Origin of the sequence: Burkholderia sp. 9120, from assembly GCF_000745015.1 — a bacterium.
GTDB lineage: Bacteria > Pseudomonadota > Gammaproteobacteria > Burkholderiales > Burkholderiaceae > Paraburkholderia.
Genome location: NZ_JQNA01000002.1, coordinates 5,850,301 through 5,877,097 on the forward strand (window position 1 = coordinate 5,850,301; position 26,797 = coordinate 5,877,097).

The 26,797-nt window shown below is 61.7% G+C and carries 25 protein-coding genes; 17 read left to right on the forward strand and 8 right to left on the reverse strand.

Features of this window, described 5'->3' with window-relative positions; genetic code table 11:
- The first annotated feature begins 9 nt into the window (after nucleotides 1-9).
- Nucleotides 10-783, forward strand: coding sequence for a FecR family protein (locus tag FA94_RS34005; RefSeq protein ID WP_035560078.1), 774 nt, complete (start codon nucleotides 10-12; stop codon nucleotides 781-783).
- Between the two features lie 38 nt (nucleotides 784-821).
- On the opposite strand, the gene FA94_RS34010 is transcribed toward FA94_RS34005, so the two are convergent.
- Nucleotides 822-1,745, reverse strand: a complete 924-nt coding sequence (locus tag FA94_RS34010; protein ID WP_035560081.1) for a LysR family transcriptional regulator — start codon at nucleotides 1,743-1,745, stop codon at nucleotides 822-824.
- A gap of 171 nt (nucleotides 1,746-1,916) precedes the next feature.
- Between FA94_RS34010 and gltP the strand changes: the two genes are divergently transcribed.
- The 14 genes from gltP to FA94_RS34080 all read left to right on the forward strand — a co-directional run bounded on the left by gltP (nucleotide 1,917) and on the right by FA94_RS34080 (nucleotide 18,525).
- Nucleotides 1,917-3,242, forward strand: coding sequence for a glutamate/aspartate:proton symporter GltP (gene gltP / locus FA94_RS34015; protein ID WP_035560083.1), 1,326 nt, complete (start codon nucleotides 1,917-1,919; stop codon nucleotides 3,240-3,242).
- 30 nt (nucleotides 3,243-3,272) lie between these two features.
- The gene (locus FA94_RS34020) at nucleotides 3,273-4,574 is read left to right on the forward strand and encodes an aminotransferase class V-fold PLP-dependent enzyme (protein ID WP_035560086.1); all 1,302 of its coding nucleotides are present in this window, start codon (nucleotides 3,273-3,275) and stop codon (nucleotides 4,572-4,574) included.
- Nucleotides 4,575-4,624: 50 nt separating this feature from the next.
- A complete protein-coding gene (locus FA94_RS39665) occupies nucleotides 4,625-6,997 on the forward strand; it encodes a bifunctional salicylyl-CoA 5-hydroxylase/oxidoreductase (RefSeq protein ID WP_035560088.1) in 2,373 nt (790 codons plus the stop codon).
- A complete protein-coding gene (locus FA94_RS34030) occupies nucleotides 6,994-7,776 on the forward strand; it encodes an SDR family NAD(P)-dependent oxidoreductase (protein ID WP_035560091.1) in 783 nt (260 codons plus the stop codon). The genes FA94_RS39665 and FA94_RS34030 overlap by 4 nt, the downstream gene beginning before the upstream one ends.
- Nucleotides 7,773-8,330, forward strand: a complete 558-nt coding sequence (locus tag FA94_RS34035; protein WP_035560094.1) for a MarR family winged helix-turn-helix transcriptional regulator — start codon at nucleotides 7,773-7,775, stop codon at nucleotides 8,328-8,330. The genes FA94_RS34030 and FA94_RS34035 overlap by 4 nt, the downstream gene beginning before the upstream one ends.
- 27 nt (nucleotides 8,331-8,357) lie before the next feature.
- Nucleotides 8,358-9,209 carry an enoyl-CoA hydratase family protein gene (locus FA94_RS34040; RefSeq protein ID WP_035560097.1) on the forward strand — a complete coding sequence of 284 codons (852 nt, stop codon included), beginning with the start codon at nucleotides 8,358-8,360 and terminating at the stop codon, nucleotides 9,207-9,209.
- Between the two features lies 1 nt (nucleotide 9,210).
- Nucleotides 9,211-10,419 carry an acyl-CoA dehydrogenase family protein gene (locus FA94_RS34045; protein ID WP_035560100.1) on the forward strand — a complete coding sequence of 403 codons (1,209 nt, stop codon included), beginning with the start codon at nucleotides 9,211-9,213 and terminating at the stop codon, nucleotides 10,417-10,419.
- A complete protein-coding gene (locus tag FA94_RS34050) occupies nucleotides 10,416-10,859 on the forward strand; it encodes an acyl-CoA thioesterase (RefSeq protein WP_035560103.1) in 444 nt (147 codons plus the stop codon). The genes FA94_RS34045 and FA94_RS34050 overlap by 4 nt, the downstream gene beginning before the upstream one ends.
- Nucleotides 10,856-11,251 (forward strand): RidA family protein, encoded by a 396-nt coding sequence (locus FA94_RS34055; protein ID WP_035560106.1) that lies wholly within the window; start codon nucleotides 10,856-10,858, stop codon nucleotides 11,249-11,251. Before FA94_RS34050 ends, FA94_RS34055 begins: the two co-directional genes overlap by 4 nt.
- 101 nt (nucleotides 11,252-11,352) lie before the next feature.
- Nucleotides 11,353-12,993 (forward strand): AMP-binding protein, encoded by a 1,641-nt coding sequence (locus FA94_RS34060; protein ID WP_035560111.1) that lies wholly within the window; start codon nucleotides 11,353-11,355, stop codon nucleotides 12,991-12,993.
- Nucleotides 12,994-13,093: 100 nt separating this feature from the next.
- On the forward strand, nucleotides 13,094-13,771 hold the full coding sequence (locus FA94_RS34065) for a glutathione S-transferase (protein WP_035560115.1): 678 nt from the start codon (nucleotides 13,094-13,096) through the stop codon (nucleotides 13,769-13,771).
- Nucleotides 13,772-13,956: 185 nt separating this feature from the next.
- Nucleotides 13,957-15,450, forward strand: a complete 1,494-nt coding sequence (locus FA94_RS34070; RefSeq protein ID WP_035560118.1) for a DHA2 family efflux MFS transporter permease subunit — start codon at nucleotides 13,957-13,959, stop codon at nucleotides 15,448-15,450.
- 95 nt (nucleotides 15,451-15,545) lie between these two features.
- Nucleotides 15,546-16,379, forward strand: a complete 834-nt coding sequence (locus FA94_RS34075) for an AraC family transcriptional regulator (protein ID WP_035560121.1) — start codon at nucleotides 15,546-15,548, stop codon at nucleotides 16,377-16,379.
- 109 nt (nucleotides 16,380-16,488) lie between these two features.
- Complete coding sequence (locus FA94_RS34080; protein ID WP_035560124.1) at nucleotides 16,489-18,525, forward strand: M3 family metallopeptidase; 2,037 nt, start codon at nucleotides 16,489-16,491, stop codon at nucleotides 18,523-18,525.
- Between the two features lie 84 nt (nucleotides 18,526-18,609).
- Here the strand turns inward: FA94_RS34080 and FA94_RS34085 are convergent, their stop codons facing one another.
- Entirely contained in the window at nucleotides 18,610-19,848 is a 1,239-nt protein-coding gene (locus tag FA94_RS34085) for a hypothetical protein (protein WP_051981059.1), read from the reverse strand.
- A gap of 450 nt (nucleotides 19,849-20,298) precedes the next feature.
- Between FA94_RS34085 and FA94_RS34090 the strand changes: the two genes are divergently transcribed.
- Nucleotides 20,299-21,402 (forward strand): serine hydrolase domain-containing protein, encoded by a 1,104-nt coding sequence (locus FA94_RS34090; protein ID WP_197070272.1) that lies wholly within the window; start codon nucleotides 20,299-20,301, stop codon nucleotides 21,400-21,402.
- A gap of 21 nt (nucleotides 21,403-21,423) precedes the next feature.
- Here the strand turns inward: FA94_RS34090 and FA94_RS34095 are convergent, their stop codons facing one another.
- Nucleotides 21,424-22,188: a ParA family protein gene (locus tag FA94_RS34095; protein WP_035560127.1), complete on the reverse strand. Its 765-nt coding sequence runs from the start codon at nucleotides 22,186-22,188 to the stop codon at nucleotides 21,424-21,426.
- 88 nt (nucleotides 22,189-22,276) lie between these two features.
- Nucleotides 22,277-23,041, reverse strand: a complete 765-nt coding sequence (locus tag FA94_RS37490; protein ID WP_051981064.1) for a helix-turn-helix transcriptional regulator — start codon at nucleotides 23,039-23,041, stop codon at nucleotides 22,277-22,279.
- 85 nt (nucleotides 23,042-23,126) lie between these two features.
- On the opposite strand from FA94_RS37490, the gene FA94_RS34105 reads away from it, so the two are divergent.
- Nucleotides 23,127-23,801, forward strand: coding sequence for a class I SAM-dependent methyltransferase (locus FA94_RS34105; protein WP_035560131.1), 675 nt, complete (start codon nucleotides 23,127-23,129; stop codon nucleotides 23,799-23,801).
- A gap of 6 nt (nucleotides 23,802-23,807) precedes the next feature.
- On the opposite strand, the gene FA94_RS34110 is transcribed toward FA94_RS34105, so the two are convergent.
- The 4 genes from FA94_RS34110 to FA94_RS34125 are packed head-to-tail and all read right to left on the reverse strand — an operon-like array spanning nucleotide 23,808 to nucleotide 26,678.
- Nucleotides 23,808-24,566: a GGDEF domain-containing protein gene (locus tag FA94_RS34110; protein ID WP_051981065.1), complete on the reverse strand. Its 759-nt coding sequence runs from the start codon at nucleotides 24,564-24,566 to the stop codon at nucleotides 23,808-23,810.
- A gap of 11 nt (nucleotides 24,567-24,577) precedes the next feature.
- Nucleotides 24,578-24,964, reverse strand: coding sequence for a DUF1987 domain-containing protein (locus FA94_RS34115; RefSeq protein WP_035560132.1), 387 nt, complete (start codon nucleotides 24,962-24,964; stop codon nucleotides 24,578-24,580).
- 20 nt (nucleotides 24,965-24,984) lie between these two features.
- Nucleotides 24,985-25,548, reverse strand: coding sequence for a SiaB family protein kinase (locus FA94_RS34120; RefSeq protein ID WP_035563933.1), 564 nt, complete (start codon nucleotides 25,546-25,548; stop codon nucleotides 24,985-24,987).
- A 14-nt stretch (nucleotides 25,549-25,562) separates the two neighbouring features.
- Nucleotides 25,563-26,678, reverse strand: coding sequence for a SpoIIE family protein phosphatase (locus tag FA94_RS34125; RefSeq protein WP_035560135.1), 1,116 nt, complete (start codon nucleotides 26,676-26,678; stop codon nucleotides 25,563-25,565).
- Nucleotides 26,679-26,797: the final 119 nt, after the last annotated feature.

Here is a 26,797-nt window from a genome sequence, read left to right on the forward strand (position 1 = left end):
ATCCCGGCCATGAAACAAACCATCAAGCAAATCCATTGGCATGGCCGTACGATGTTCCGGCTCTCGCGGCAATGCCTGTTTATGCTGGCCACGCTGAGTTGCGGCAGCGTCGCCTATGCGCAGGCCGTGGGTACAGTGACCCACCTGTCCGGCGTGCTGACGGTGAAACACGCCGACGGCAGCACCGCGGTGCTCGCGATCAAGTCGTCGATCGCGCAGGGCGACACGCTGGTCACCGAGGCGAACACGTACACCCGGGTCAAGTTTGTCGATAACGGCGAGATGGTCTTGCGGCCGTCTTCGCAGGTGGTCGTCAAAAGTTACGTGTACGACGTGGATCACCCGGAGAGCGACCATGTTGCGATCCAACTGATTAGCGGCGGCCTGCGCTCGGTCACCGGGCTGATCGGAAAACGCAACCATGATGCGGTGAGCTTCGACACGCCGACGGGCACTATCGCTGTACGCGGCACCAACTTCGGTGCGCTCTTTTGTCAGAGCGATTGCGGCAGCGTACCGACACCGAACGGGGCTGCGCCACAGAATGGTCTTTATGTCGACGTGTCGCAAGGCGCCGTGATGGTCGCCAATTCAGGCGGCCAGCAGGTCTTTCAGGTCGGGCAGTTCGGCTATGTAGCGAGTTCGACGACTCCGCCGATCGTGCTGCCGCCGTCGCAAGGCGTACCGGTCACGATGCCGCTGTCGATCAGCAAGAATGCGCCGGCGGCGGCGGGTGGCGCGACGGGTACTGCGGCGGGCGGTGTGGATTGTGTGGTGCAGTGAGGCTTACCCCCGCAAAAGACAGCGAACCCTCGCGCCAACTAGCTTGACACCCCATGTTCCGCCTGATCGAAAAGGTTGGAATTGAAATCGCACGTTTGCGCGGCCAATCTCGCCACGGCCGAACTTAGCGACTGTAGCTGGTCGCCCCGATGCATCGCGATGTACTTGATGGGTGGCAGCGCGGGCCGCGTGCGCACCTCCACGAGTGCGCGTCGTTCCAGCATGCGCGACAGGCACGCCTTGGGCAGATAGCTGACGCCGAGCCCGGAAAGCGTCAGGCCAATCTGTGCGACCAGGCTATTGCTCGCCAACACCTTCTGCAACGCGACGCCCTGCTCTTGCAGGAAGCGGCTATAGACGTAGCCCGTGCCGGACAATCCGCCTTGCAGGATCAGCGGGAATTTTCCAATCTCCGAGAGCGGTATGGCGCTCCTCTTCGGCGCCAGGCTCGCCGCGCACATCCACGCGTTGTCGACCTGACCGACGGGCGTAGTCGCGTACTGCTCGACCTCATTCGTTTGCGGCACGATGATCACGTCGACCGTAGCCGCGCCGAGCCGCTCGCGCAAGGTTGCGTTCAGGTCGACCTCAGCTTCGACCTGGACCTTCGGATACTCCCGCTGAATCGCCGCGATCAGACGCGGAAGCCAGGTGAGCGCCGTGAGTTCCGTTACACCAATGCGAATCTGCCGCACCAGCGATTCTTTCGAGCTCATACGATCGACGACCTGGTCGCGACGCTCCAGAAACTCCTTCGCGTAGTCGAGCAACTCCGAGCCTTTCTCCGTAAGACGTGCAGAGCGATACGTGCGGTCGAAGATCGCCAGACCAAACGCACGTTCAAGTTCCTGAACGCGTTTGGAGACGGCAGATTGCGTCGTGTTAAGACGGACCGCGGCGGCTTCGAACGAACCGAGTTGAACGATCCAGTAAAGCGCTTCCATCTGTTTGAAAGTCAGCATGTCGTGCTCGAACCATGAATTTAAGCGATAGTTTCTCATAGAAAAAAATCGCTTTTTTTGCTTCTTTTGACTACTTAAGGTGTGGTCATCGAGCTTCCAACCGCGCTCGATCGAGGCCGCGCTCGCTAGAAGGCGCCCCGTCTACATCGTCGGTTCGCTTCTGGAGGACGCATGGATTCCCTTATTGAAACAGCTCCCGCCGAGCACACGGCACGCAAGCCGCGTGTTGGGCTTGCCTGGCAGATTCTGATTGGGCTCATCGTCGGCATAGTCGTGGGGGTGGTGTTGAATCACTTTCCGCAGCAACGCGAGTCCGTCGTCACGGGTCTTTTGCAGCCGGCCGGAGACATCTTTATTCGTCTTATCAAAATGGTCGTCGTGCCGATCGTGTTCACGAGCATGGTCGTCGGAATCGCCGGCGTGGGCGACGGTCGTTCGCTCGGGCGAATCGGTCTCAAGACCTTGATCTATTTCGAGGTCATCACGACGATCGCCATCGTGCTCGGCCTTGTGCTCGGCAATGTTTTGCAGCCCGGCGTCGGCACCGATATGTCGCAGCTCGGTCATACCGACATCGCACGTTTTCAGCAGACGTCGCAGCAAACGCAGGGACATCACGGCTTCATGGCGCTGCTGCTCAACATCATTCCCGACAACATCATTACGTCGATGGGACGCGGGGACCTGCTGCCCGTGATCTTCTTCTCCGTTCTGTTTGGACTTGGTTTGCAGTCGGTGCCGGAGGAATATAGAAGACCCGTACTCGCCACGTTTAAAGGCATCGGCGACACGATGTTCAAGGTCACCGCCATGGTGATGCGTTATGCGCCGATCGGCGTGTGTGCGCTGATTGCGGTGACAGTTGCGAGCTTCGGCTTCGGCTCGCTGCTGCCGCTAATCAAGCTGGTCGCAGTGACCTATCTCGCGATCATCCTGTTCGTGGTCTTCGTGCTGGGCATCACGGCGCGTATTTTCGGCTTCAACCTCTTCACGCTGCTCAAGGTTATCAAGGACGAGTTGATTATCGCGTTCTCGACTTGCAGTTCGGCGACCGTACTGCCGCAGTTGATGCAGAAAATGGAAGACTTCGGCGTACCCAAAAGCATTACTACTTTCGTGGTCCCTACGGGATACACGTTCAATCTCGACGGCGCATCCATCTATCTGGGTATCGGTACGCTGTTCGTCGCTCAACTCTACGGTGTGCACCTGGGTTTGCAGGAGCAATTCGTACTGGTTTTGACGATGGTCGTCACTTCGAAGGGTGCGGCGGGTGTCCCCGGCTTCATGTTCGTCATCCTCCTGACAACGCTCGCCAGCGCCGGGCTCCCCCTTGAAGGACTCGCGTTCATTGCCGGTGTGGATCGCATCATGGACATGGGACGTACTGCGTTGAACGTGGTCGGCAATGCGCTCGCGCCGCTCGTCATCGCCCGGTGGGAAGGACAGTACGACGCGGAGAAAGGCAAAGCCTATTTAACGTCGCTGGATGCTTGAGTATCGAACAACATGCAAGGAGCAGGTCACATGAGCAGCAACCAAGGGCAGTTCTTTTCCTCATCCGTCATGGAAGAGATCAAAGCGCGTTTTCATTGGATCAATCACGACGTGGACGGAAGCGAGCGTCTTTTCTTCGACAACGCCGGTGGATCGTTTCGGCTCAAAGCCGCATCCGAAGCGTTCGCGAGCATCGATGCGCTGCCCGATTGTCCCGAGCGCATCCATGAACGCGCGCGATACCTTCAGGACATTCAGACGCGTGGAGAATCGGATATTCGTCATATTCTCAACGCTCGCGGCGGTAGCATTTATATGTCGCTGACCGCGTCCGCCGCCATGTTCGACATGGTGCGCGCAGTCATGGAAAACACGCCCGGCACGAACGCGGTCACGACGATTCTCGAACACCCGTCCTCGTTCGATGCCATGAAGCTCTACTGCGAGCGCACAGGCAAGCAGTTGCGCGTTGCACCGAGCAATCCTGCAACCGGCGGTGTCGATGTCGATGCAATCGTTTCACTCATCGACGCAGATACCGCGCTGCTGAGTGTGATGTATGCCTCGAACATTTCAGGTGCGAAGTTCGACATTGCTTCGATCGTCGAAGGCGCGCGCGCGAAGAACCCCGACTTGTTCATCATTGTCGATGCCGTCCAGCATGCGCCGCACGCGGTGATCGACCTTCAGAAAACGCCGGTCGACGGCATCAACTTCGCACCGTACAAGTTCTTCGGCTGCCGAGGTTCAGGCATTGCGTGGCTGTCAAAGCGAATGGCGGAGTTGCCGCATCATCGGCTCGAAGCAAAAGAGAACGGCGTGTGGGAACTCGGCAGTCCCGCGCCGGCGCAGTTTGCGGTAGTGAGCGCGATTGTCGACTACGTCGCGTGGATCGGCGAGCAGGTCAGCGACTCCGGCGATCGGCGAGAACTCTTCGCACAAGGCATGCAGCACATCGAGAGCCACGAGCGTGCGTTGCTCTCGATGCTTCTGGATGGTGCGGAGGGGCAGCGCGGACTCAGAGCAATCGACGGCGTGAACGTGTTCTGGGACCACGCGGATCTGACGAAGCGCGATCTTATCGTGGGCATCGGCTTCGACGGCCTCGATCCCACGGCTGCAGTCCGCGAATACGAGAAACGCGGCGTGATTGTGTATGAGCGCATCGGGACCAGTCCCTATTCGGGACGTATGCTCAGGTCATTTAACCTGGAAGGCGCGGTGCGAATTTCGCCGTTACATTGCCACGAGCCTCGCGATGTCGCTCGCTTCCTCGCGGTCACGGAAGAGCTGGCACGTCTACCTCCACCATCACCTTTACTTGACATCTAAACTATCTAGGCCTAAATTATCTCCAGGCGGAATCCTCTTGGAGAACAAGCATGCGCATCGTCTGTATTGGCGGCGGCCCGGCCGGGTTGTACTTTGGCCTGTTGATGAAGGGCCGGAACCCGGCGTACGAAGTCATCGTCGTGGAGCGCAACCGCCCGTACGACACCTTCGGCTGGGGCGTGGTGTTCTCCGACCAGACACTCGGCAACCTGCGCGCGGCCGACACGCCCAGCGCCGACGCGATCCTCGACGCGTTCAACCACTGGGACGACATCGAGATCAACTTCCGCGGCGAGCAGATCCGCTCGTCGGGTCACGGCTTCTGCGGTATTGGCCGTAAGCGTCTGCTGAACATCCTGCAGGCGCGCTGCGAAGCGCTCGGCGTCAAACTGGTGTTCGAAACCCAGGTCACCGACGACACCGTCTACGAAGCCGACCTGATCGTCGCCTGCGACGGCGCCAACAGCGCGGTCCGTCAAAAGTACGCGGCCACCTACCAGCCCGCCATCGACATGCGCGATTGCCGCTTCGTCTGGCTCGGCACCAAAAAACTGTTCGACGCCTTCACCTTCGCGTTCGAAGAAACCGAATTCGGCTGGTTCCAGGCCCACGCGTATCGCTTCGACGATCAGACCTCCACGTTCATCGTCGAAACGCCGGAGCGCGTGTGGCGCGCCGCCGGTCTCGACGAGATGAGCAAGGAAGACAGCATCGCCTTCTGCGAAAAGTTGTTCGCCAAGTACCTGGACGGCAATCCGCTACTGTCGAACGCCACGCATTTGCGCGGGTCGTCGCAATGGATCCGCTTTCCGCGTGTTGTCAACGAAGAATGGGTTCACTGGCGCGACAACGCAGACGGCTCGCAAACACCGGTCGTGCTGATGGGCGACGCCGCGCACACCGCGCATTTCTCGATCGGCTCGGGCACCAAGCTCGCGCTCGAAGATTCGATCGAACTCGCCAACAGTATCGGCGCGCATCCCGGCGACTTGCCCGCCGCGTTGCAGCACTACACCGACGTGCGCAGCATCGACGTCCTGCGGATTCAGAACGCCGCGCGCAATTCGACCGAATGGTTCGAGCACGTCGACCGCTACACCGCGTTCGAGCCGGAACAGTTCGCGTATTCGCTGCTCACGCGCTCCCAGCGCATCTCGCACGAAAATCTGCGTGAACGCGACGCGGCTTATCTGTCGGGATTCGAAGACTGGCTCGCGCAGCGTTCGGGCGTACAACGCGCGCCCGAAAAGCATTCCGTTCCGCCAATGTTCACGCCCTTCACGCTGCGTGGCGTGACGCTGAAAAACCGTGTTGTCGTATCGCCGATGGCGCAATACTCGGCCGTCGATGGTATTGCCGGCGACTATCATCTGATGCACCTCGGCGCGCGCGCCATGGGCGGCGCTGCGCTCGTCATGACGGAAATGACCTGCGTGTCGCCCGAAGCGCGCATCACGCCTGCCTGTCCCGGCATGTATGCGCCCGACCACCTGAGCGCGTGGAAACGCATCGTCGATCTCGTGCATGGTCAGTCGGATGCGAAGATCGGCATTCAGCTCGGCCATTCCGGCGCGAAAGGCTCGACGCGTGTCGCGTGGGACGGCATCGATCAACCGCTCGCCGACGGCAACTGGCCGCTCGTCTCGGCGTCGCCGCAACAGTATCTGCCGGGCGTCAGTCAGCATTCGCACGAAGCTTCGCCTGAAGAACTGCGCGAGATCGAAGCGCAATTCGTCCGCGCTACGCAAATGTCCGCCGAAGCCGGTTTCGATTGGCTCGAATTGCACTGCGCGCACGGCTACTTTCTGTCGAGTTTCCTGTCGCCGCTGACCAACCAGCGTACCGACGAATACGGCGGCTCGCTTGAGAACCGTCTGCGCTATCCGCTGCAAATCTTCAAAGCGATCCGCGCAGTGTGGCCGCAAGACAAGCCGATTTCCGTGCGTATTTCCGCGAACGATTGGGTGGAAGGCGGCACGACACCGGACGACGCCGTGCAGATCGCCCGCGCCTTCAAAGCCGCCGGCGCCGACATGATCGACGTCTCGTCGGGTCAGGTCAGCAAAGCGGAAAAGCCGGTCTACGGCCGCATGTTCCAGACGCCGTTCGCCGACCGCGTACGTAACGAAGCCGGCATCGCGACGATCGCGGTCGGCGCGATCTCCGAAGCGGATCACGTCAACAGCATCATCGCGGCGGGCCGTGCCGATCTGTGCGCGATAGCGCGCCCGCATCTGGCGAATCCGGCGTGGACGCTGAACGAGGCCGCAAAAATAGGCTATTTCGATGTGATGTGGCCGAAGCCCTACACGGCGGCAAAGTCCCAGCTCGAACGCAATCTGGAACGCGAGCGTGCTCAAGTGGCAGCGAACGCCGGTCTCTCGCCCCAAGAACGTGCACAGCGCGCGGAGGGCACCACGTGAATACGGCCACGCTCACCTCGACAACGCTCGCCGGTCAACATGCGGTAGTGACCGGCGGCGGCAGCGGTATCGGCGCGGCTGTGGCGCAAACGCTGCTGCGCGCCGGCGCGCGCGTCACCCTGATGGGCCGCAACGCGGAACGGCTGGCGGCACAGCAAGAACAATGTCAGGCGCTCGGCGACGTGACCTGCATCAGCGTGGATGTCACGCAGGAAGAATCCGTCGCGAATGCGTTCGCGCAAGCGGGCGCGGTGGACATCCTCGTCAACAACGCCGGTCAGGCGCAAGCCGCACCGTTCACACACACCGACATGGCGCTGTGGCAGCGCATGCTCGACGTGAACCTCACCGGCGTTTTTCTCGGCACGCGCGCGGTGCTGCCCGGCATGCTCGAACGCGGCCATGGGCGCATCGTCAACGTCGCCAGTACGGCGGGACAAATCGGCTACGCGTACGTGGCCGCCTATTGCGCCGCGAAACACGGCGTGATCGGCTTGACCCGCTCGCTCGCGCTCGAAGTCGCGACCAAAGGCATCACCGTCAACGCCGTCTGCCCCGGCTACACGGAAACCGAACTGCTGCACGCCTCGCTCGAACAGATCACCAGCAAGACCTCGCGCACCGAACAGCAAGCGCGCGACACCCTGCTGCGCTCGAATCCACAACGCCGCTTCGTGAGTCCGCAACAAGTCGCCGACGCCGTGCTCTGGCTGTGCCAGCCCGGTTCGGACGCGATCACGGGGCAATCCCTTTCCATCTCCGGTGGAGAAGTCATGTGACCAAGTCAACGAATCTCAAGAAAACCGCGGCAAGCGAGTCGAAACCGCCGCGCAAAGGCGTCGCCAAACCCGCGGAGAACGTCGTGGACCTCGAAATGAGTACGGGCGCCGATAGCCACATGGGTCTGCGTTTGTGGCTGCGCATGCTGACCACCACCAACCTCGTGCAGGCTGAACTGCGCAAGCGCTTGCGGACCGAATTCGACACCACGTTGCCGCGCTTCGATCTGATGGCGCAACTCGAGCGTCATCCCGAAGGCCTGAAGATGACCGAGCTGTCGCGCCGTTTGATGGTGACGGGCGGCAACGTCACCGGCATTACGGACCAGCTCGAAAAAGAAGGGCTCGTTTCGCGCGACAACGATCCGAACGATCGCCGTTCGATCAGCGTGTGCCTGACGCCCGCCGGCCGCAAAGCATTCGACCGGATGGCGGTCGCGCACGAACAGTGGGTCGTCGAACTGTTCGGCGGCCTGAGCCTCGACGAAAAATCGCGGACTCATCAACGTCTCGGCAAGCTCAAGCAACACTTGCTCGACACGCTGAAAGACTGAACCGCACCGCCGACCCTGGAGACACCCATGACACGATCCAACGCCGACGCGCTGCTAGCCGGCAACCGCCTGACGCTCGCCGGTTACGAGGCGCGGCACTTCGGCTGGCACCTCGCCGACAAGGTCGCGACGATCACGCTGAACCGCCCCGAACGCAAGAACCCGCTGACCTTCGAATCGTATGCGGAGTTGCGCGATCTGTTCCGCCAACTGAGCTACGCGACGGACGTGAAGGCCGTGGTGATTCACGGCGCGGGCGACAACTTCTGCTCCGGTGGCGACGTGCACGACATCATCGCGCCGCTGATCGATCTGCCGATGCCGGAACTGCTGCTCTTCACGCGCATGACCGGCGACCTCGTCAAAGCCATGCGTCATTGTCCGCAGCCGATCATCGCCGCCGTCGACGGTATCTGCGCCGGAGCGGGCGCGATTCTCGCGATGTCGTCCGATATGCGCCTGGGCACCGCCCGCAGCAAGCTCGCGTTTCTGTTCTCACGCGTCGGCCTGGCCGGCTGCGATATGGGCGCTTGCGCGATCCTGCCGCGCATCATCGGTCAGGGGCGCGCCGCCGAATTGCTGTTCACGGGCCGCTCGGCAAGCGGTGAAGAAGGTCACGCATGGGGGTTCTACAACCGCCTGTGCGAACCCGCCGCGCTGCTTGAAGAAGCGCGGAAACTCGCCGCCGACCTGGTCGCCGGCCCGACCTTCGCGCACGGCATCACGAAGAAGATGCTGCACCAGGAATGGAGCATGAGCATCGACGAAGCGATCGAATCCGAAGCGCAAGCGCAGGCGATCTGCATGAGCACGCGCGACTTCGAGCGAGCGTACAGCGCGTTTGCCGCGAAATCGCGTCCGGTGTTCGAAGGAGATTGAATTGAGCGCCGATAACCATACGGATCTGCATAGCGCGTTGGCGTGGCCGTTCTTCGAGCCGCGTCACCGCGAACTGGCCACGGGTATCGAAACGTGGTGCCAGGCGAACCTCGGCCATGAATCGCACGACGACGTCGACGCCACCTGCCGCCATCTGGTGCGTGAACTCGGCGCGGCCGGCTGGCTGAAATACGGCGTGGGCGGCGTGGCCTATGGCGGCCACGGCGATACGATCGACACGCGCGCCGTCTGTCTGCTGCGCGAAACGCTCGCCAAACACTCGGGGCTCGCGGACTTCGCGCTGGCGATGCAAGGCCTCGGTTCCGGCGCTATTTCGCTCGGCGGCACGCATGAACAGAAAACCCGCTACTTGCCGCGCGTGGCCAACGGCACGGCGCTCGCCGCGTTCGCGTTGTCGGAGCCTGAAGCGGGGTCGGACGTCGCCGCCATGGCGCTCTCCGCGCGCGAAGACGGCGACGCTTACGTGCTCGACGGCGACAAGACGTGGATCTCGAACGGCGGCATCGCCGATTTCTACGTGGTGTTCGCCAGAACCGGCGAAGCGCCGGGCGCACGCGGCATCACGGCGTTTATCGTCGATGCGGATACGCCGGGGCTTGAAATCGCCGAACGGATCGACGTGATCGCGCCGCATCCGCTCGCGCGCCTGCATTTCGCGGGCGCACGCGTGCCGCGCAGCCAGATGCTCGGCGCGCCTGGCGAGGGTTTCAAACTCGCGATGCGCACGCTGGATATTTTCCGCACGTCGGTGGCGGCCGCGTCGCTCGGATTCGCGCGTCATGCCATGGCGGAAGGCCTCGCGCGCGCGTCATCGCGCAAGATGTTCGGCCAGACGCTCGGCGATTTTCAACTGACGCAAGCCAAGCTCGCGCAGATGGCGTTGACGATTGACAGCAGCGCGCTGCTCGTCTACCGCGCCGCCTGGTTGCGCGATCAAGGCGAAAACGTCACGCGCGAAGCCGCCATGGCGAAGTGGCATGCAAGCGAAGGCGCGCAGCAAGTAATCGACGCGGCCGTGCAACTGTTCGGCGGCATGGGCGTGCAGAGCGGCACGGCCGTCGAGATGCTGTATCGCGAGATTCGTGCGCTGCGAATTTACGAAGGCGCGACCGAGGTGCAGCAGTTGATCATCGGCCGCGATCTGTTGAAGGCGCATGCCGCCGACGCCGCGAAGGGAAGCACGAAATGAACGCGTCTTTCGAAAGGCCCGTGCGTGTCCGCTTCTCGCACTGCGACCCGGCGGGCATCGTGTTCTTTCCGCAGTATCTGGTGATGACCAACGCGCTGGTCGAAGACTGGTTCAACGAAGGCCTGCGCGTCGACTACGCGCAGATGATCAGTCAGCGCCGCGTCGGCCTGCCGATCGTCAAACTCGACTGCGAATTTTCGCGGCCGAGCCAGATGGGCGAAACGATCACGCTGACGCTGAATGTCGCAGCAATCGGCCGGCGCTCGATCTCCATCGAGATTGTCGGCCATTGCAACGGCGAAACCCGGTTCCGCGCAAAACAGGTGCTGGTGACAACCTCGCTCGATCGCAACGTTTCTATCGACATTCCCCCGGACATCGCGAGCGCGCTCGCGGCGTTCGCCCCTCAGCCCGACTCCATCGAGGCGCATCGCTCATGAAAAAAGCTCTTCTCCCCGCCGGTTGGATCAAACCCCGCGGCTACGCGAACGGCGTCGCGGCCACCGGCACGCAAGTGTTCATTGCCGGTCAGATCGGCTGGGACGAACAGGCGCTTTTCCAGACCAGCGACTTCGCGGCGCAAGCCATCCAGGCGCTCAAGAACGTGGTGGCCGTGCTGCACGAAGCGGGCGGCAAGCCGGAGCATCTGGTGCGAATGACGTGGTACGTCACGGACAAACGCGAGTACCTCGCGGCGCTGAAAGACATTGGCCGCGCGTTTCGCGAGCTGATCGGCGACTACGACATCGCGATGAGCGCGGTGCAGGTCGTCGCGCTGATCGAAGACGAAGCCAAGGTCGAGATTGAAGCGACCGCGGTGATTCCGCAGTAACGCCGTACGAAGCCTCCGAAAGCAACACGCAAACGCAGCACGAGAAAGCCCACCAAGCCCACCGAAGCGCATTCAGCCGGCTCACCGCCCCGGAGACCATGATGGAACCGTCAGCACACGTCGATACCTTCGCGCGCGACAATCTTCCGCCGCAGGATCAATGGCCTGTCTTTCTGCTGGACAACCCGGACGTGGCCTACCCCGCGCGGCTGAACTGCGCGACCGAGCTGCTCGACGGAAGCATCGAAGCGGGCCATGCCGACCATCCGGCGATCTGGTCGGAAGTGGACGGCAAGCCGCACGCCACGACTTACGGCGAATTGCTGGCGCGGGTGAATCGCAGCGCGCACGTGCTGGTCGATGAAATGGGTTTGCAGCCCGGCAACCGGGTGTTGCTACGCGGCCCCAACACGCTGCATATGGCGGTCACCGCGCTCGCGGCGCTGAAGGCCGGGCTGGTCGTAGTGCCGACCATGCCGCTGCTGCGCGCCAAGGAGTTGAAGCAGATCATCGAGAAAGCGCAGGTCGGCGCGGCGTTGTGCGACGCGCGCCTCACCCAGGAACTGGCGCGCTGCGCCGATCCGCAGGACGAGTTCTACTGCGCGGGCCTGAAGCAAACGCGCCTGTTTCACGACGACGCCGCCGATTCACTCGACACGCTGGCGGTCAACAAGCCCGACGATTTCACCGCCTGCGATACCGCCGCCGACGATGTCTGCCTGATCGCCTTCACCAGCGGCACGACCGGCGCGCCGAAGGGCTGCATGCACTTTCATCGCGACGTCTTGGCGATGTGCGATCTGTTTCCGCGTCATGTGCTCAAGCCGACGTCGAGCGATATTTTCTGCGGCACGCCGCCGCTGGCGTTCACGTTCGGGCTCGGCGGGCTGTTGTGCTTTCCGCTGCGCGTGGGGGCATCCACGGTGCTGATCGAAAAACTGACGCCGGAAACGCTGCTGCAAGCCGTCGAACGCTTTCATGCGACCGTGATGTTCACCGCGCCGACGTTCTACCGGCAGATGGCGCCGCTCGTCGCGCATCACGACATATCGACGCTCAAGAAAACCGTCTCGGCGGGCGAGGCGTTGCCCGATTCGACGCGGCGTCTGTGGCACGACGCGACCGGCATCGACATGATCGACGGCATTGGCGGCACCGAGCTGATCCACATTTTCATTTCCGCGCAGGGCGACACGATCCGCCCGCATGCAATCGGCCGCGCAGTGCCGGGCTACGTCGTACAAGCCGTCGACGACGACATGCAACCGGTCGCGCCCGGCACGATCGGCAAACTCGCGGTGCGTGGCCCGACCGGCTGCCGCTATCTCGCCGACGACCGGCAACAGAAATTCGTGCGCGACGGCTGGAATCTGCCGGGCGATTCGGTCTATCTCGACGAAGACGGCTACGTGTTCTACCAGGCGCGCGCCGACGACATGATCGTCTCCGCCGGTTACAACATCTCTGGTCCCGAAGTGGAGAGCGTGCTGTTGCAACACGAGGCGGTGGCCGAATGCGGCGTGATCGGCGTGCCCGACGAAACGCGCGGGCAGATCGTCAAGGCGTTCGTGGTGCTTAATCCCGGTCATGCGCCGGACGATAAGCTGGTCGCCCTGTTGCAGGATTTCGTGAAAAACAGCGTGGCACCGTATAAATACCCGCGCGTCATCAGCTTCGTCGGCGCGCTGCCACGTACCGAAACCGGCAAGCTCAAACGCTTCGAATTGCGGTCCATGGCATAAGCCTCACGCAGCGGCGTCGAATCCAGAGGCGTAACTAGAGCCCCGCCTCTGCGCAACACCCCTATGATGTGACACTCCACTGGCTACCGTTCCTCGACCCATGCTGACTGTCCATCATCTGAACAACTCCCGCTCGCAACGCGTGTTGTGGCTGCTCGAAGAACTCGGCGTTCCGTACGAGATCAAGCGTTACCAGCGCGACCCGAAGACCATGCTGGCGCCGCCCGAACTGCGTGCGGTGCATCCGCTCGGCAAATCGCCCGTGATTACCGACGACGGCCAGACCGTCGCCGAATCGGGCGCGATCATCGAATATCTGATCGGCAAATATGGCCAGGGCCGCTTTGCGCCGGCGCCGGGCACGCCCGAGCATCTGCGCTACACGTACTGGCTGCACTATGCGGAAGGCTCGGTCATGCCGCCGCTGCTGTTGAAGCTGGTGGCGTTGCGCATTGCCAGTGCGCCGATGCCGTTCTTCGCGAAGCCGATTGCCCGCAAGATCGCCGCGACGCTGCAATCGACCTTTATCGACCCGCAGTTGAAGTTGCATCTCGGCTACATCGATAAAGAGTTGAGCGCGACCGGCTGGTTCGTCGGCAACGACTTCACCGCCGCCGACGTGCAGATGAGCTTCCCGCTCGAAGCCGCCACCGCGCGCGGCGGCATGGAAGGCCAGATTCCCGCGATCACCGGCTTCCTGAAGCGCATTCACGCGCGGCCGGCTTACCAGCGTGCGCTGGAGCGCGGCGGCAAGTACGAAATCATCGGCGGCGACTGATCGGCGCAGCACCCAGAAACTCGTAGTTGTGGCGCGAAAGTGGCGGGTGCTAGACTGAAATTCCTATTGTCATCAACGGGTTGCCGGCGTTTCTTGCGCTAAGCGGCGGCCAGTCCGTTATCCGCGCGAACCGGCCGGGTTGCATCCCCAAAAAGCCGGTCGGCAGCGGCACAGGAGTTCCCCGCATGACCCATTCCCTCCACGGCAGGCAACGCTGGCTGGCGCTGATCGTTCTGTGCCTCGGCGTGCTGATGATCGTGCTCGACACGACGATCGTGAACGTCGCGTTGCCGTCCATCGCGGCGGATCTCGGCTTTAGCGAAACGTCGCTGGTGTGGGTGGTCAATGCGTACATGCTGACCTTCGGCGGTTGCCTGCTGCTCGGCGGGCGGCTCGGCGATCTGTACGGCCATCGCAAACTGTTTCTCGGCGGCATTACGCTGTTCACGCTGGCATCGCTCGCTTGCGGCATGGCGAACTCGCAAGGGCTGCTGGTGTGCGCGCGTGCCGTGCAGGGTTTGGGCGGTGCGATCGTGTCGGCGGTGTCGCTGTCGCTCATCATGAATCTGTTCACCGAACCCGGCGAGCGCGCCAAAGCCATGGGCGTGTACGGCTTCGTGTGCGCGGGCGGCGGCAGTATCGGCGTGTTGCTCGGCGGACTGTTGACCAATCTGCTGAGTTGGCACTGGATCTTTCTCGTCAATCTGCCGATCGGCATTGCGGTCTACGCGCTGTGCGTCGCGTTACTGCCGTCCGCGCGCGGTCATGCTCACGGCGAACGGCTCGACGTAGCGGGCGCGGTGTCGGTCACGGCGTCGCTGATGCTCGCCGTCTATGCGGTGGTGAACGGCAACGAGGCCGGCTGGACCTCCGTGCAGACGCTCGGCTTGCTGTTCGCGGCGCTGGCGCTGCTCGCCGTGTTCCTCGTGATCGAGGCACGGGTCCAGCATCCGTTGATGCCGCTCGGGCTGTTCCGCTTGCGCAATGTCGCGACCGCGAACGTCGTCGGCGTGTTGTGGGCCGCCGCGATGTTCGCGTGGTTCTTCATTTCGGCGCTGTATCTGCAACGTGTGCTCGGTTACCGGCCGCTGCAGGTCGGACTCGCCTTTCTGCCCGCCAATCTGATCATGGCCTTCTTCTCGCTGGGTCTATCGGCGCGGGTGGTGATGCGCTTCGGCCTGCGCATTCCGCTTGCGGTCGGCCTGCTGGTCGCCGCGTGCGGCCTCGCGTTGTTCGCGCGCGCGCCAGTGGGCGGCAGTTTCGTGATCGACGTGATGCCGGGCATGATCCTGCTCGGCTTCGGCGCCGGCATCGCATTCAATCCCATGCTGCTGGCCGCCATGAGCGACGTCGATCCGAGCGATTCGGGTCTGGCGTCCGGCATCGTCAATACGTCGTTCATGATGGGTGGCGCGCTGGGTCTCGCGGTGCTGGCGAGTCTCGCCGCCGCACGCAGCGACGCGATGCAGGCATCGCAGGGCGCGGTCGCGGCGCTCAACAGCGGCTATCACCTGGCGTTTCTATTCGGCGCGATTTTCGCGGCATCGGCGGGTGTGCTGGGTGGTTTGCTGCTGCGTCCCGGTCAGCAAGCTGCTGCGGACGCAACACCGGGACACGATGCCGCGCCGTCAGCGCGTTCATCTGTCCCGGAGAGCAAAGCGGCGGCGCAGAACTCCTGAGTTCGATTATCCGAACGGTCGTAAAAGCGCAATCCCGATCAAATGGGTCCGTCCGCGGTTAGCTAAGCTGGCTTCATGCTGATGTGAGAGCCGATATGAACCCGGTTGGAAAAGCGCTCTGGTTTATCGAAAGTCACTTTGCCGACGCGTTGACGCTCGACGACATTGCCGATTGCGGCTGCGTATCGCGCTTCCATATGGCGCGCGCTTTCGAAGCGGCCACCGGGCTTTCGGTCATGCGCTACGTTCGCGCACGTCGTCTGAGCGAAGCCGCGCGGCGTCTTGCCGGCGGCGCGCCCGAGATACTAGCGGTCGCGCTCGACGCCGGTTACGGCTCCCACGAAGCATTCACGCGTGCGTTTCGCGAGCAATTCGGGCTCACGCCCGACGCGCTGCGCGCGCGAGGTCATCTCGACAACCTTGCTCTCGTGGAGCCGATCAAAATGGACGAAACTCTTCTCACGCATCTGGAGCCGCCGCGCTTTGTGGACGGCGAACCGCTGCTCGTCGCCGGTTTGGGCGAACGCTATACGTGCAATACCAGCACCGCGATTCCGTCGCAGTGGCAGCGCTTCAACGCTTATGGCGGCAAAGTGCCGGGGCAGGTGAGCGGCGTCGCCTACGGGGTCGGTTACAACGCCGACGAAGCCGGCAATTTCGACTACCTGTGCGGCGTCGAAGTCACTGACTTTTCGGCCTTGCCGGCAGAGTTCAGCCGCGTGCGGATTCCCGCGCAACGGTACGCGGTGTTTAGCCATCGCGAGCATGTGTCGGTGATTCGCCGCACCATGAATACGATCTGGAATCAATGGCTGCCGGCGTCAGGACATACGCCGGCGGATGCGCCGCATTTCGAGCGCTATGACGAGAAATTCGATCCAATCAGCGGCATGGGTGGGTTGGAAATCTGGTTGCCGTTGAAGAGCTGATTCGTAGCGGTAGTGGAACACTTCAGCATCGCTTTCCTTGCGCTCACCGTCGGCGGCAATGTCTTATCATGTCAGCTCCTGGACCCTGACGCCCACAAGGCAGATCGCGATGACCGACCACAGCAACCCGCTGTTGCAAGACTGGCAAACCCCTTACCAACTGCCGCCCTTCGCGCAGATCAAACCGGAACACTTTGCGCCGGCCTTCGCCGTCGTATTCGCGGCGCATCTCGCGGAAATCGACGCGTTGGCCACCAATCCGGCCGCTCCCACGTTCGAGAACACCGCAGTCGCGTTCGACGCCGCCGGCGCAGGGCTGAATCGCGTGCGTCTGGCCTTTGAAAATCTGTGCTCGTCGGAATCGTCGGCGGCGTTGCAGGCGGTGGAGCGCGACATGGCGCCGCTGCTCGCCGCGCACGACAGCCAGGTCTCTATGCATGCGGGCTTCTTTGCCAGATTGAACGCGGTTTATCAGCAAGCCGCAACACTGGAATTGAACGAAGAACAGCAACGCCTGCTGCAACGGCTGCATACCGATTTCGTCCGCACGGGCGCTACGCTGGAAGGCGCCGCCCGTGAGCGCTTCGCTGCGATCGCGGAGCGGCTGGCCGAGTTGTACACCGGCTTCGCACAAAACGTCCTCGCCGATGAATCCAGTTACCAACTGCCGCTGACCACCGAAGCCGACCTCGCTGGCCTGCCCGATTTTCTTCGGCAGTCGGCGCGGAGTGCGGCTCAGGAACGCGGCGTCGATGGCTACGTCATTACGCTTTCGCGTTCGCTGGTGCAGCCGTTTCTCACGTGGTCCACACGTCGCGATTTGCGCGAAGCCGCATGGCGCGCATGGACCGGCCGTGGCGAAACGCCCGAGCGGGACAACCGCCCGCTGGCACGCGAAATCCTGCTGTTGCGTGCGGAACAGGCACGTCTGCTCGGCTACGACAACTACGCGGTGTACGCGCTGACCGACCGCATGGCAGGCGAACCCGCCGCCGTGTACGACCTGTTCAGCCAGGTTTGGGAACCGGCCAAAGCGAGCGCCGAGCAGGAACGTCAGGCGCTGGTCGCGCAGGCCGCCGCGCTCGGCGAGCCCACCGACATCGAACCGTGGGACTGGTACTACCTGGCCGAGAAAATGCGCGTGGCCCGCTATGCGCTGGACGACGCGGAAGTGAAGCCGTACTTCAGCCTCGACGCCATGCTGAATGCGATGTTCGATTGCGCCAGCCGCCTGTTCGGCGTTCGCTTCGTCGAGCAGACCGGCGTGCCGCTGTATCACGCGGATGTGCGTCTGTGGGAAGTGCGGCGCGGCGACGACCTGATTGGTGTATTCCTCGGCGATAACTTTGCGCGGCCGAACAAGCAGGGCGGTGCATGGATGAGCGTCTATCGGACTCAGACGCGCAACGGCGGTAGAGCGATTCCGCTCGTGGTGAACAACAACAATTTCGCGCGCGGCGGCAACGGCCCCACGTTGCTCAGTTTCGACGACGTCCGCACGCTGTTCCATGAATTCGGTCATGGTTTGCATGGCTTGTTGTCCGATGTGACGTATGGACGGCTGGCCTGCACCAGCGTGCCGCGAGACTATGTCGAATTGCCGTCGCAGCTCATGGAGAACTGGGCCACGGTGCCGGAAGTGCTGGCAAAGCACGCACGCCACGTGACGACCGGTGCGCCGATTCCTGCTGCGCTGATCGAGCGCATTCGTGCTTCGCAGACTTTTAACCAGGGGTTTGAGACAGTGGCGTACACGTCGTCGGTTCTGATCGATATGGCGCTGCATCTTCACGAAGACCCGGAGAGTATCGACATTGCCGACTTTGAAGCGCGCGAGTGCGAGCGTCTCGGCGTGCCGCGCGAAGTGGGAATGCGCCACCGGCTGCCTCACTTCGGCCATGTTTTTGGCGGTGCGTACTATGCCGCGGGCTACTACGTCTACATGTGGGCGGAAGTGCTGGAAGCCGAGGCGTTCGACGCATTCGAAGAAGCCGGCGACGCTTTTGAACCGGTGTTAGCCGACAAGCTGCGACGTTATGTCTATAGCGCCGGGGATAGTCGCGAACAGCGTGCTGCGTTCCGCGCGTTCCTTGGCCGCGATCCGAAGGCGGCGCCGATGTTGCGCAAGCGGGGATTGCTGGCGTAGGTTCCTCAGTCGCGCCGTGTTCCGAAGCGGTGCGATGTATGCCGATAGTGGGGCCGTAGTACGGCGTCACTATCGGATGCAGCGCTAACAAGCCTCATGCGCGGACTGAAAACCCTCTGGCAAATATCGCGCGTATTTGCTGTGCAGAAGCGCCACGCCTTGATCCGTCGTTGCGGTGTAATCCAGCTTGCTGCGGAAGGCCTCAAGCCGGGCCTTGGATGCGCTCAAGACTTCCGCCCATGTTGCCAGACCAATCCGCAGATTGTCTTCCTGATGGAAGAACCCATACGGCTTTCCTTGCTGGCGCACCGTTCGAGCCGCTTCGGGGGTCATTTCGTTGGAGATAGCGATAAACGTCCAGTTCGTGTTCTTGACATCAAAGCGCTCATCGCTCGCAACCGTCAAGGCGTAACTTTGAATCTGGCTAAGCACTTCCAGGTCAATCTTCTGAGACGGCCGTTTCAGCTCCACGACCAGAAATTCCCGTCGGGTTTGTGCATAGGCTGGCACCTCTCGTGCGAGCATAAGATCAATCACGGCCTGAGTTCCGTTGTCGCGAACAACGCCGGCCTTCTTCCTCTTCTTGACTCTTGCCTCAAGCGGACGAAGTCTGGCGAGATGTTTTCGCAAAACCGTATTCAAATTCTCGTCACTACTTGTCAGCAAGTATTCCTCGCCGAATAGCCACGTTTCATTTTCCAGCATACGGTGCAATTGACTTCGCTCATGCACGCTCTTTTTTGATCCGGACTGAAAGAGCAATTCCTGAAATCCAACTAGAAACTGAAGTCGATCGGCGACCATTTTGCTGGCTCCGATGATGGAGGACAGGGTGGTGTACTGCAGTAGATCCGCAAGCTCCGTTTGTTTTTCTTTCGGCAAGCCTAGAACATCCGACAGAATGCGCTTGAGCGACTCCGGGCTTTCATCAAGCGCGGTCTTTAGCATTCTCAACGTAAAGTGGCGATCTTTGGACTGTCCTTCGCGGAACGAATCAAGGTACTGATGGACATTTAGCGCGCAAATGTCAAAGACTTCTCGCCTCGCTATCTCCAGTGAATCCGCCGCGTCTCCGGTGAACGGATAAGCACCTTCGGCTTTCCACTGTTGCACCAACTCAGAAGCGGCTTCGGCCTTGCGGCGCCGGAAGTGTGAACGCAGCGCATCGCGCACCCTGTCAGCGTCCGCGTCAAGCGCGTTGCATATCAGTTCCGCCATGTCGTTGAACGGCTTCCCGCGAGCGAGAGACACAAGATGGTCAGGTTTGGCCTCGACATGAACAGACCGCCTCGGACACGATGCGATATCAATCAATTCGCTCATCTACCTACCCCCCAAATTGTTCTTTCCAACACACCAAGTTCGCCCGTGATTTTATCCTCTAGCGGGTAGGTGTAAATTATCGGGATAGAGTCAATCCGTGTTGCATCGATGCGTCCCGGTATCGTTCAACGTTGACGAAGCCGGCATCCAGCATCAACAACATGAGAACTTAATCCGGCTGTTGTCGCGGCACTCATTGAGAAGGCCGCTGCCGCGAAAAACCAGGCGCGTCGCATAGAGCGCATTGACTTCCTTCGAGCTCAGGCTTGAAGGTTTTTTTTCGTGGCAGCTTCGGTCCGACTGCGGTTATTGGCTCAAGCTAACCGGCGACGGATTTTCGATCCTGCGACGTTAAAGAGAGGCATAGAACCGACAGCGAGGCAAACCATGTCAGAGAGGGGGAGTATGTCCGGCCTGAGCAAAACAACCCGGCACGGAGGCGTATCTCGCGTGCTTGTCACAGCGGGACTCGTATCGATACTCGGCGCATGTGCGTCGGAGCAACCATCGGCGTCAGCATCCGCGCCCGAGGCATCCAACCCGCAATCCACATTTCCCGGCGCCGACTGGACGCGAGCCGCACCGACCACACAGGGTTTCTCGCAAGACGGTATCGACCGCGCTGTCGCCTACGCGAAACAGCAAGGTTCGACGTCCGGCATGATCGTCCACGACGGCGTAGTCGTTGCCGAATGGGGCGACGTATCGAGAAGATCCAATCTCTATTCGGCGCGCAAGAGCTTCATGAGCGCACTGATCGGCATTGCGGTCGGACGCGGCCAAATTCACCTCGACGACACGCTCGCGCAACTCGGCGTCGACGACAACGAACCCACTCTTTCGCCGACCGAGAAGCAGGCGACCGTGCGCATGCTGCTGGAGGCACGCTCCGGCGTTTATCACCCGTCCGTGTACGAAACGGCGGAAATGCAAGCCGCCAAACCACCGCGCTATAGCCATCCATCGGGTACGTTCTGGTACTACAACAACTGGGACTTCAACACGGTCGGCGCGATCTACGCAAAGGCCAGCGGTCAGGATATTTTCCAGGCGCTGCAGACGGAGATCGCGAACCCCATCGGCATGCAGGATTACCGGCCATCGGACGGCCACGATGTGTCCGGCGGACTCGCCACGCGGTATCCCGCCTATCTGATCGACATGAGCGCCCGCGATCTTGCCCGTTTCGCGCTGCTGTATCTGCACGATGGCCGTTGGCGCGACCGGCAGATCGTGCCGGCGGAATGGGTCGCCGAATCGACGCAATCGTATTCGGACACGACAACCGGCGGTTACGGCTACATGTGGTGGACGAGCGTACCGGCAAGCCGGCCTCGCGGCCCGAAAGCGGCGCTGCTAAGGCCTACTTTCTGGGCCGATGGTCACTTGGGGCAATATGCTGTCGTCGTGCCGTCGCTCGATCTGGTCGTGGTGAACCGGATCGATGCGCGGCTTACGTCGAAGCGCATGGGGCAACTGAAAATGGAGAAGCTGGTGTGGTTGGCCGAGTCCGCGCAAAACGCGAGCGGAATCGGGCCTGAACCCGCCAACTAACGCGAAGGCCAAAGCTTCCCGCTATTCGCTCAGCTCACGATGCAACGCGCGATATTCCTGCGAAAGCTTATGCCCCGGATCGAGGTGAATGACGGGCTTCGCCTGCTGATGCGATTCGCGAATCTTCACCGACGAAGACAGCCGCGAAGCCAGCACCGGCAAGCCCTCGGCGACGAGTTCATCGACCAGTTGCTGCGGCAGGCTCGCACGCGGTTGAAACTGGTTGATGACGATGCCCTCCACTTCCAGCGCGTCGTTGTGATCTTGCTGGATCTCCTTCACGTTTTCCAGCAACGTGTACAGCGCGCGACGGGAGAAGTCGTCGCAGTCGAACGGAATCAGACAGCGCTCGACGGCGATCAGCGCGGAGCGGGTATAGAAGTTCAGCGCCGGCGGCGTGTCGATATAAACCGCGTCGTACATGTCGAGCTCGTTGAGCGCATCACGCAACTTGTAGATCTTGTAGCGCGATTCGAGCTTGCCGTGCAACGCGTCCAGGTCGGCATGCGCGGGCATGATGTCGAGATTCTCGAACGGCGTCGGATGAATGAACGACGTGATTTCCACGGGCTTGAAGCTGAACGTCAGTGCGGTTTCGAAGAAGCCAGCAACGGTGGGATGCGCCTCGCTGGTTTTTGCGCCGAGCAGGTATTGACTTGAATTCGCCTGCGCATCCAGGTCGATCACCAGCGTGCGCAAACCTTCGCTGGCGCTGATGGCCGCCAGGTTGCACACGATCGTCGATTTACCTACGCCACCTTTCTGATTGAATACGACGCGCCGCATATTCTCCCCTTGCACGGAAGCTAACCCGAAGACCCCAGCATACCTGAGTCGTGTGTGTCGGGATGCGGCACGTGGGGCTATTTTCCGGCTAGCTGTCCGCTGCGGTTTCGCAAAACGTCACGCTAACGCGGCCACGCTCGAACAGGAACGACGGCGCAATGCCGAACATCGCGCGAAACGTACGCGATAGGTGCGCCGAGTCCGCGAAACCCGCCACATGCGCCGCACGGGTCAGGCTCGATCCGCGCATGGCCTCTTCCACCGCCGCGCGTAGGCGGCACCATAAAACGTAGCGTCGCAAAGGCACGCCGATCGCGTCGCGAAAACGGTGCGCGAGCCGGCCCGGTGAGCGATGCACGGCTTCGGCCAGCGCCGCCAACGTAATTGGTCCGTCGAGACGCTCGCGAACCAGCGCGCAAACCTGCGAGACGAGCACATCTTCGGTCGACGTGCCGTGCGCCGGCGGTCCGATCAGACTGTCCACCAACGACTGCGCGGCAACCGTATCGCCGGCAGCGGCATGGCGCGCGAGGGCGCGCAACCGCGGGTCGAACGGCAACGCAGCGAGGCCGGCGTTTTCACGGCCGCTAAAGCGCGCCCACTCGATGCTTTCAGGCTCCAGATACAACACCGCCGACGTTCCGAACGCGGGATGCGCATGCGGAACATCCGGCGGAATGAGCAACAGATCGGCGCGGAGCACGCCGCTTTGCGGCGACTCAAAGACAACCGGCCCATCGAGGCCGAAAGCGATCTGCGCCAGATGATGCCGATGCGAGTCCGACGCGTGAGCGGGCGCCAGCATCAGCAGGCGCTGCGGCCAGACATAGAGATGGAATGGAGTCGCGGACATATCAGCCAGTTTATTCAAGTGCTGAGAGCATGACCGCGCGCATGCTGGCGTCTCGATCCTTAACCCGCGCTCTCGAGGTGCATGAATGTCTTCCAATAACGGCTATATCCACGCGCTGCGCTTCGCTTCCCTGACTGCGCTATACGACCCCGTCGTTGCGATGACATCCCGCGAGCGGATGTTCAAATCGGCACTGCTCGACGGCGTCGCGCTGCAACCGGGACAAAGAGTACTCGACGTGGGATGTGGCACCGGAACGTTAGGCTGCATGGTAGCGCAGCGCGAACCGGCACTGGAGATGCATGGCATCGACGGCGATCCGGCGATTCTGGCGCGCGCCCGGCGCAAGTCGGCGGAACGCGGGGTGTCGGTGAGCTTCACGCATGCGATGTCGTTCCAGCTACCGTTTCCCGACAGCCATTTCGACAGCGTGCTATCGAGCCTCTTTTTCCATCACCTGGACTACGACGCCAAACAGCGCACGCTGGCTGAAATACGTCGGGTGCTGAAGCCGGCCGGACAATTGCATATCGCCGACTGGGGCGCCGCGCAGGATCCGTTGATGCGCGCGGCTTTTCTCGTCATTCAGTTAGTGGACGGTTTCCGGACGACGCAGGACAACGTCCGCGGCAAATTGCCCGGCATGGTGGAGCAGGCGGGATTCAAAGGTGTTCACGTTGACGGACGATTCCGCACGATGCTCGGCACCATCGAGATCGTGCGCGCCGACAAAACTCCCGCTGCCCCGATCTCTGGCTAAGCGTATTCAATCCTCGCCCGACACCGTCAGCGAGGCCAGTTGCTGATCGGCAAACTCCACGCGATTGCGGCCGCCGCGTTTTGCTTTGTACAAAGCGGAATCGGCTAAGCCGTATGCGGTGTCGAAATCAGTCCGCGCTGCATTGGCGCTGACGCCGAAGCTCGCCGTAATGCGACGATTCACGGGTGCCGCGAACACATGATTGCCGATCGCCGCGCGCATTTTCTCCGCCAACTGCAGTGCGTCGGCGAGATTGTGCCCCGGCAACAGCACGGTAAACTCTTCGCCGCCAACCCGGCCGATAACACCCCGATCACCGACAATACGCCGCAAGCAATCGACAATACCGAGAATCACGGCGTCGCCCACCGGGTGGCCGAAATCGTCGTTGACCTTCTTGAACTCGTCGATGTCGAGCAGGATCATCACGGCGCGATCCACGCGCAACGCCTTGATGGTCCGCTCGATCACCGCACTGCGGTTCAGAACGTCGGTCAACGCGTCGTGAGTCGCGCGATATTGCAGTTGCTGGGTCAGCGCATGCATCTCGCGCTCGGCGCGGTCGCTGCGTCCAATCAGGCGACGCGTTTCGCGCATCAGGCGCTCGAAATGCCCAATCAATTCGGCCAGCGCCAGGCGCGATTGCCCGGCGTCCGCGTCGGCGTTCGCATGAATCGCGCGGGCCTTCTCCAGCGCCTCGCTTTCGTTCCGGAACAGGTCCGGAGCGTCGTTCGAAGGTGTGTCCGAGGAGGAAGTTGACACCACCGTAACCGTCCTTATGTCGCAACCGGGCAATCGGTAAACTGGATCGCCGTGAAATCGGCCTGCAATTCTTCACCGAATTCGAGAATGGTTTCGTCTTCGGCGTCGCGGAACCACCGCACGAGTACCTGATTGCCCGCCGAAGCCGCCTGATCCAGCGCGTCGAACACGCTGAACAGCATTTTCGTGCTCGAACTGTTGAAGTACGTGAGCGTGACCTCGACCGTGATCACGGCGTCGTGACAAGCCGCCAGGTAGGCGCGAAGCTGCTCGATGATCGGGGCGTAAAACGCGGCCGCATTCTCGGGATACGACTCGCCCCGGAACGTCAGCATGTTCTGATCGAATTGAAAATCGACTTCCGGCGACGTCGTCGTAGCTGCAATATAAAGATTATCCATGGCGCGTACTCGTCACTGGGTCAGATGATGGTCTTGAGGCAAAACAGCGTGGTTTCCGGGGTATCCACACGCGGATAAAAGGCAAACTCCAGCGGAGCGCTCGCGTCGCGCGCCATGGTCAGGAACCCGAGCCCCGCGCCTTTGCTTTCTTCCGGCGTATCCGCGCGCAGCGTCAGCTTATACGCCTGCTTGATTTCTTCAAGCGACATGTTGCGCAACGGCTCGAGCCTTTCGCGCAAATTACTTACCGCCGACGTCGCGATCGGATTCATGCAGAGCATGAGATGACGCTCGCCCTCGGTGCTGATGCACACCGCGCCCTCGCGAATTGCACCGCCCTCGACGCCGCCCTCGACGAGCGAGTCCGACGAATAGTGGACGATATTCTGCGCGAGTTCGATAAAGGACGAAAACAATTTGCGCCGGGTCGGTCCGCTGACTCCCGCCACTTCCAGTTGCAGTTTCACGACCTCACTCATTGCCGCCACGATGCTGTGAGAGAAGTAGCCTTTATGATAAAAAATCAGGTTGCGCCGCTGAGCGAGTTCGAAGAAGGCGGCATCCTGTTCCAGAAGTTCAAACATGTTCATGGACTACCCTAAACGCGTGCAAAAAATAGCGTGACGTCATCGCGGCGCGCCTGGGCGCCCTGCCAGTCGGCCAAAGCGCGCTGCAGACCTTCGCAGATGGCGGATAACGGTTGAACACGGTTCTCGACAATGAGGCCGAGCGCGCGACGCTTCCCAAAAGCGATTTTTCGCGGACCGCCGATCTGATCGATCAGTCCATCGGTTGAAACGAACAGCAAGCTGCCTGGCGGAAGCTCAACGGTGTTCAGCGCCCACGCATAGTCCGCCTGACTGTCTACATAACCCACGCCCATGCGCTCGCCGGCCATGCTGTCGAACGCCTCGGCATCCGGCCGCAAAACATGCAACGCAATGCGCGCGCCGGAAAAATGCAGTTGCCGCGATTGCGCGTCGAACCAGAAGAACGCGGCGTCGAGGCCGTCGTTCGACTGCGGCGACTCGCCCGCCCCATGTTCCTGACCGAGCAGGCCCTTGACGTTGCGGTTGACCGCCGCCAGCAGCGCGGCTGGGTCGCGTGGCCCGATCCGTTCGAGCGCCTGCGACAGCGAAGCCGATGCAAGCAGCGTCATGAACGCGCCGGGCACGCCGTGGCCGGTACAGTCGGCGACGGCGCAAAACCATCCATCGGGAAACGACGCGAAATGATAGAAGTCGCCGCCCACCACGTCGCGCGGCTCCCAGACCAGCGCGGCGTCCGCCAGCATGGACGACAGCGCGTCGCGCGAAGCACGCAGCATGGCTTGCTGGATCACGCTCGCATATTCGATGCTCTGCATGATCTGGCGGTTCTTTTCCGCCTGCACTTCGGCCACCGCGCCCAATAGCTGAAAGCCGCTCGCCAGTCCGACGAAGCGGCCCTGCCGCGTCACGATGAAACCGTCGGACAGCGCCTTGTTGCCCGCCTCGACCGTTTTGAACGTCAGCGCCTCGATACTCATGTCGGCGTCGACGATGAGCGGCTCCTTGTCCATAAACGCGATACAGCTTTTCTTGTCGTAGAGCTCGCGGTGAAACGGCTTGCTCATTTGCGACAGGAAAATATCGCGGTTAATCAGTCCGATCGGACGATCGCCTTCCACCACGGCCAAACTCCCCATGTCGCGCCGCGCATAGAAAATCTCCATGGCAAGGGAATTCGAATCGGCGGCATCGACAGCGGGAAATTCGTGACATAAATCGCCGGCGCAACGCGGGCTTGCGGTGACTCCGGGGCGACGAAACTGCGCAAGCGCGGGATGCATTT

Excerpts from the sequence above, each read along its gene's own strand:
- FA94_RS34080 (WP_035560124.1), top strand. The coding sequence starts at position 16,489 with ATGACCGACCACAGCAACCCGCTGTTGCAAGACTGGCAAACCCCTTAC.
- FA94_RS34120 (WP_035563933.1), bottom strand. The coding sequence starts at position 25,548 with ATGTTTGAACTTCTGGAACAGGATGCCGCCTTCTTCGAACTCGCTCAG.
- FA94_RS34095 (WP_035560127.1), bottom strand. The coding sequence starts at position 22,188 with ATGCGGCGCGTCGTATTCAATCAGAAAGGTGGCGTAGGTAAATCGACG.
- FA94_RS34105 (WP_035560131.1), top strand. The coding sequence starts at position 23,127 with ATGTCTTCCAATAACGGCTATATCCACGCGCTGCGCTTCGCTTCCCTG.
- FA94_RS34070 (WP_035560118.1), top strand. The coding sequence starts at position 13,957 with ATGACCCATTCCCTCCACGGCAGGCAACGCTGGCTGGCGCTGATCGTT.
- FA94_RS34040 (WP_035560097.1), top strand. The coding sequence starts at position 8,358 with ATGACACGATCCAACGCCGACGCGCTGCTAGCCGGCAACCGCCTGACG.
- FA94_RS37490 (WP_051981064.1), bottom strand. The coding sequence starts at position 23,041 with ATGTCCGCGACTCCATTCCATCTCTATGTCTGGCCGCAGCGCCTGCTG.
- FA94_RS34075 (WP_035560121.1), top strand. The coding sequence starts at position 15,546 with ATGAACCCGGTTGGAAAAGCGCTCTGGTTTATCGAAAGTCACTTTGCC.
- FA94_RS34010 (WP_035560081.1), bottom strand. The coding sequence starts at position 1,745 with ATGCTGACTTTCAAACAGATGGAAGCGCTTTACTGGATCGTTCAACTC.
- FA94_RS39665 (WP_035560088.1), top strand. The coding sequence starts at position 4,625 with ATGCGCATCGTCTGTATTGGCGGCGGCCCGGCCGGGTTGTACTTTGGC.
- FA94_RS34005 (WP_035560078.1), top strand. The coding sequence starts at position 10 with ATGAAACAAACCATCAAGCAAATCCATTGGCATGGCCGTACGATGTTC.
- FA94_RS34125 (WP_035560135.1), bottom strand. The coding sequence starts at position 26,678 with ATGGAGATTTTCTATGCGCGGCGCGACATGGGGAGTTTGGCCGTGGTG.
- FA94_RS34065 (WP_035560115.1), top strand. The coding sequence starts at position 13,094 with ATGCTGACTGTCCATCATCTGAACAACTCCCGCTCGCAACGCGTGTTG.
- FA94_RS34050 (WP_035560103.1), top strand. The coding sequence starts at position 10,416 with ATGAACGCGTCTTTCGAAAGGCCCGTGCGTGTCCGCTTCTCGCACTGC.
- FA94_RS34055 (WP_035560106.1), top strand. The coding sequence starts at position 10,856 with ATGAAAAAAGCTCTTCTCCCCGCCGGTTGGATCAAACCCCGCGGCTAC.
- FA94_RS34020 (WP_035560086.1), top strand. The coding sequence starts at position 3,273 with ATGAGCAGCAACCAAGGGCAGTTCTTTTCCTCATCCGTCATGGAAGAG.
- FA94_RS34115 (WP_035560132.1), bottom strand. The coding sequence starts at position 24,964 with ATGGATAATCTTTATATTGCAGCTACGACGACGTCGCCGGAAGTCGAT.
- gltP (WP_035560083.1), top strand. The coding sequence starts at position 1,917 with ATGGATTCCCTTATTGAAACAGCTCCCGCCGAGCACACGGCACGCAAG.
- FA94_RS34085 (WP_051981059.1), bottom strand. The coding sequence starts at position 19,848 with ATGAGCGAATTGATTGATATCGCATCGTGTCCGAGGCGGTCTGTTCAT.
- FA94_RS34060 (WP_035560111.1), top strand. The coding sequence starts at position 11,353 with ATGGAACCGTCAGCACACGTCGATACCTTCGCGCGCGACAATCTTCCG.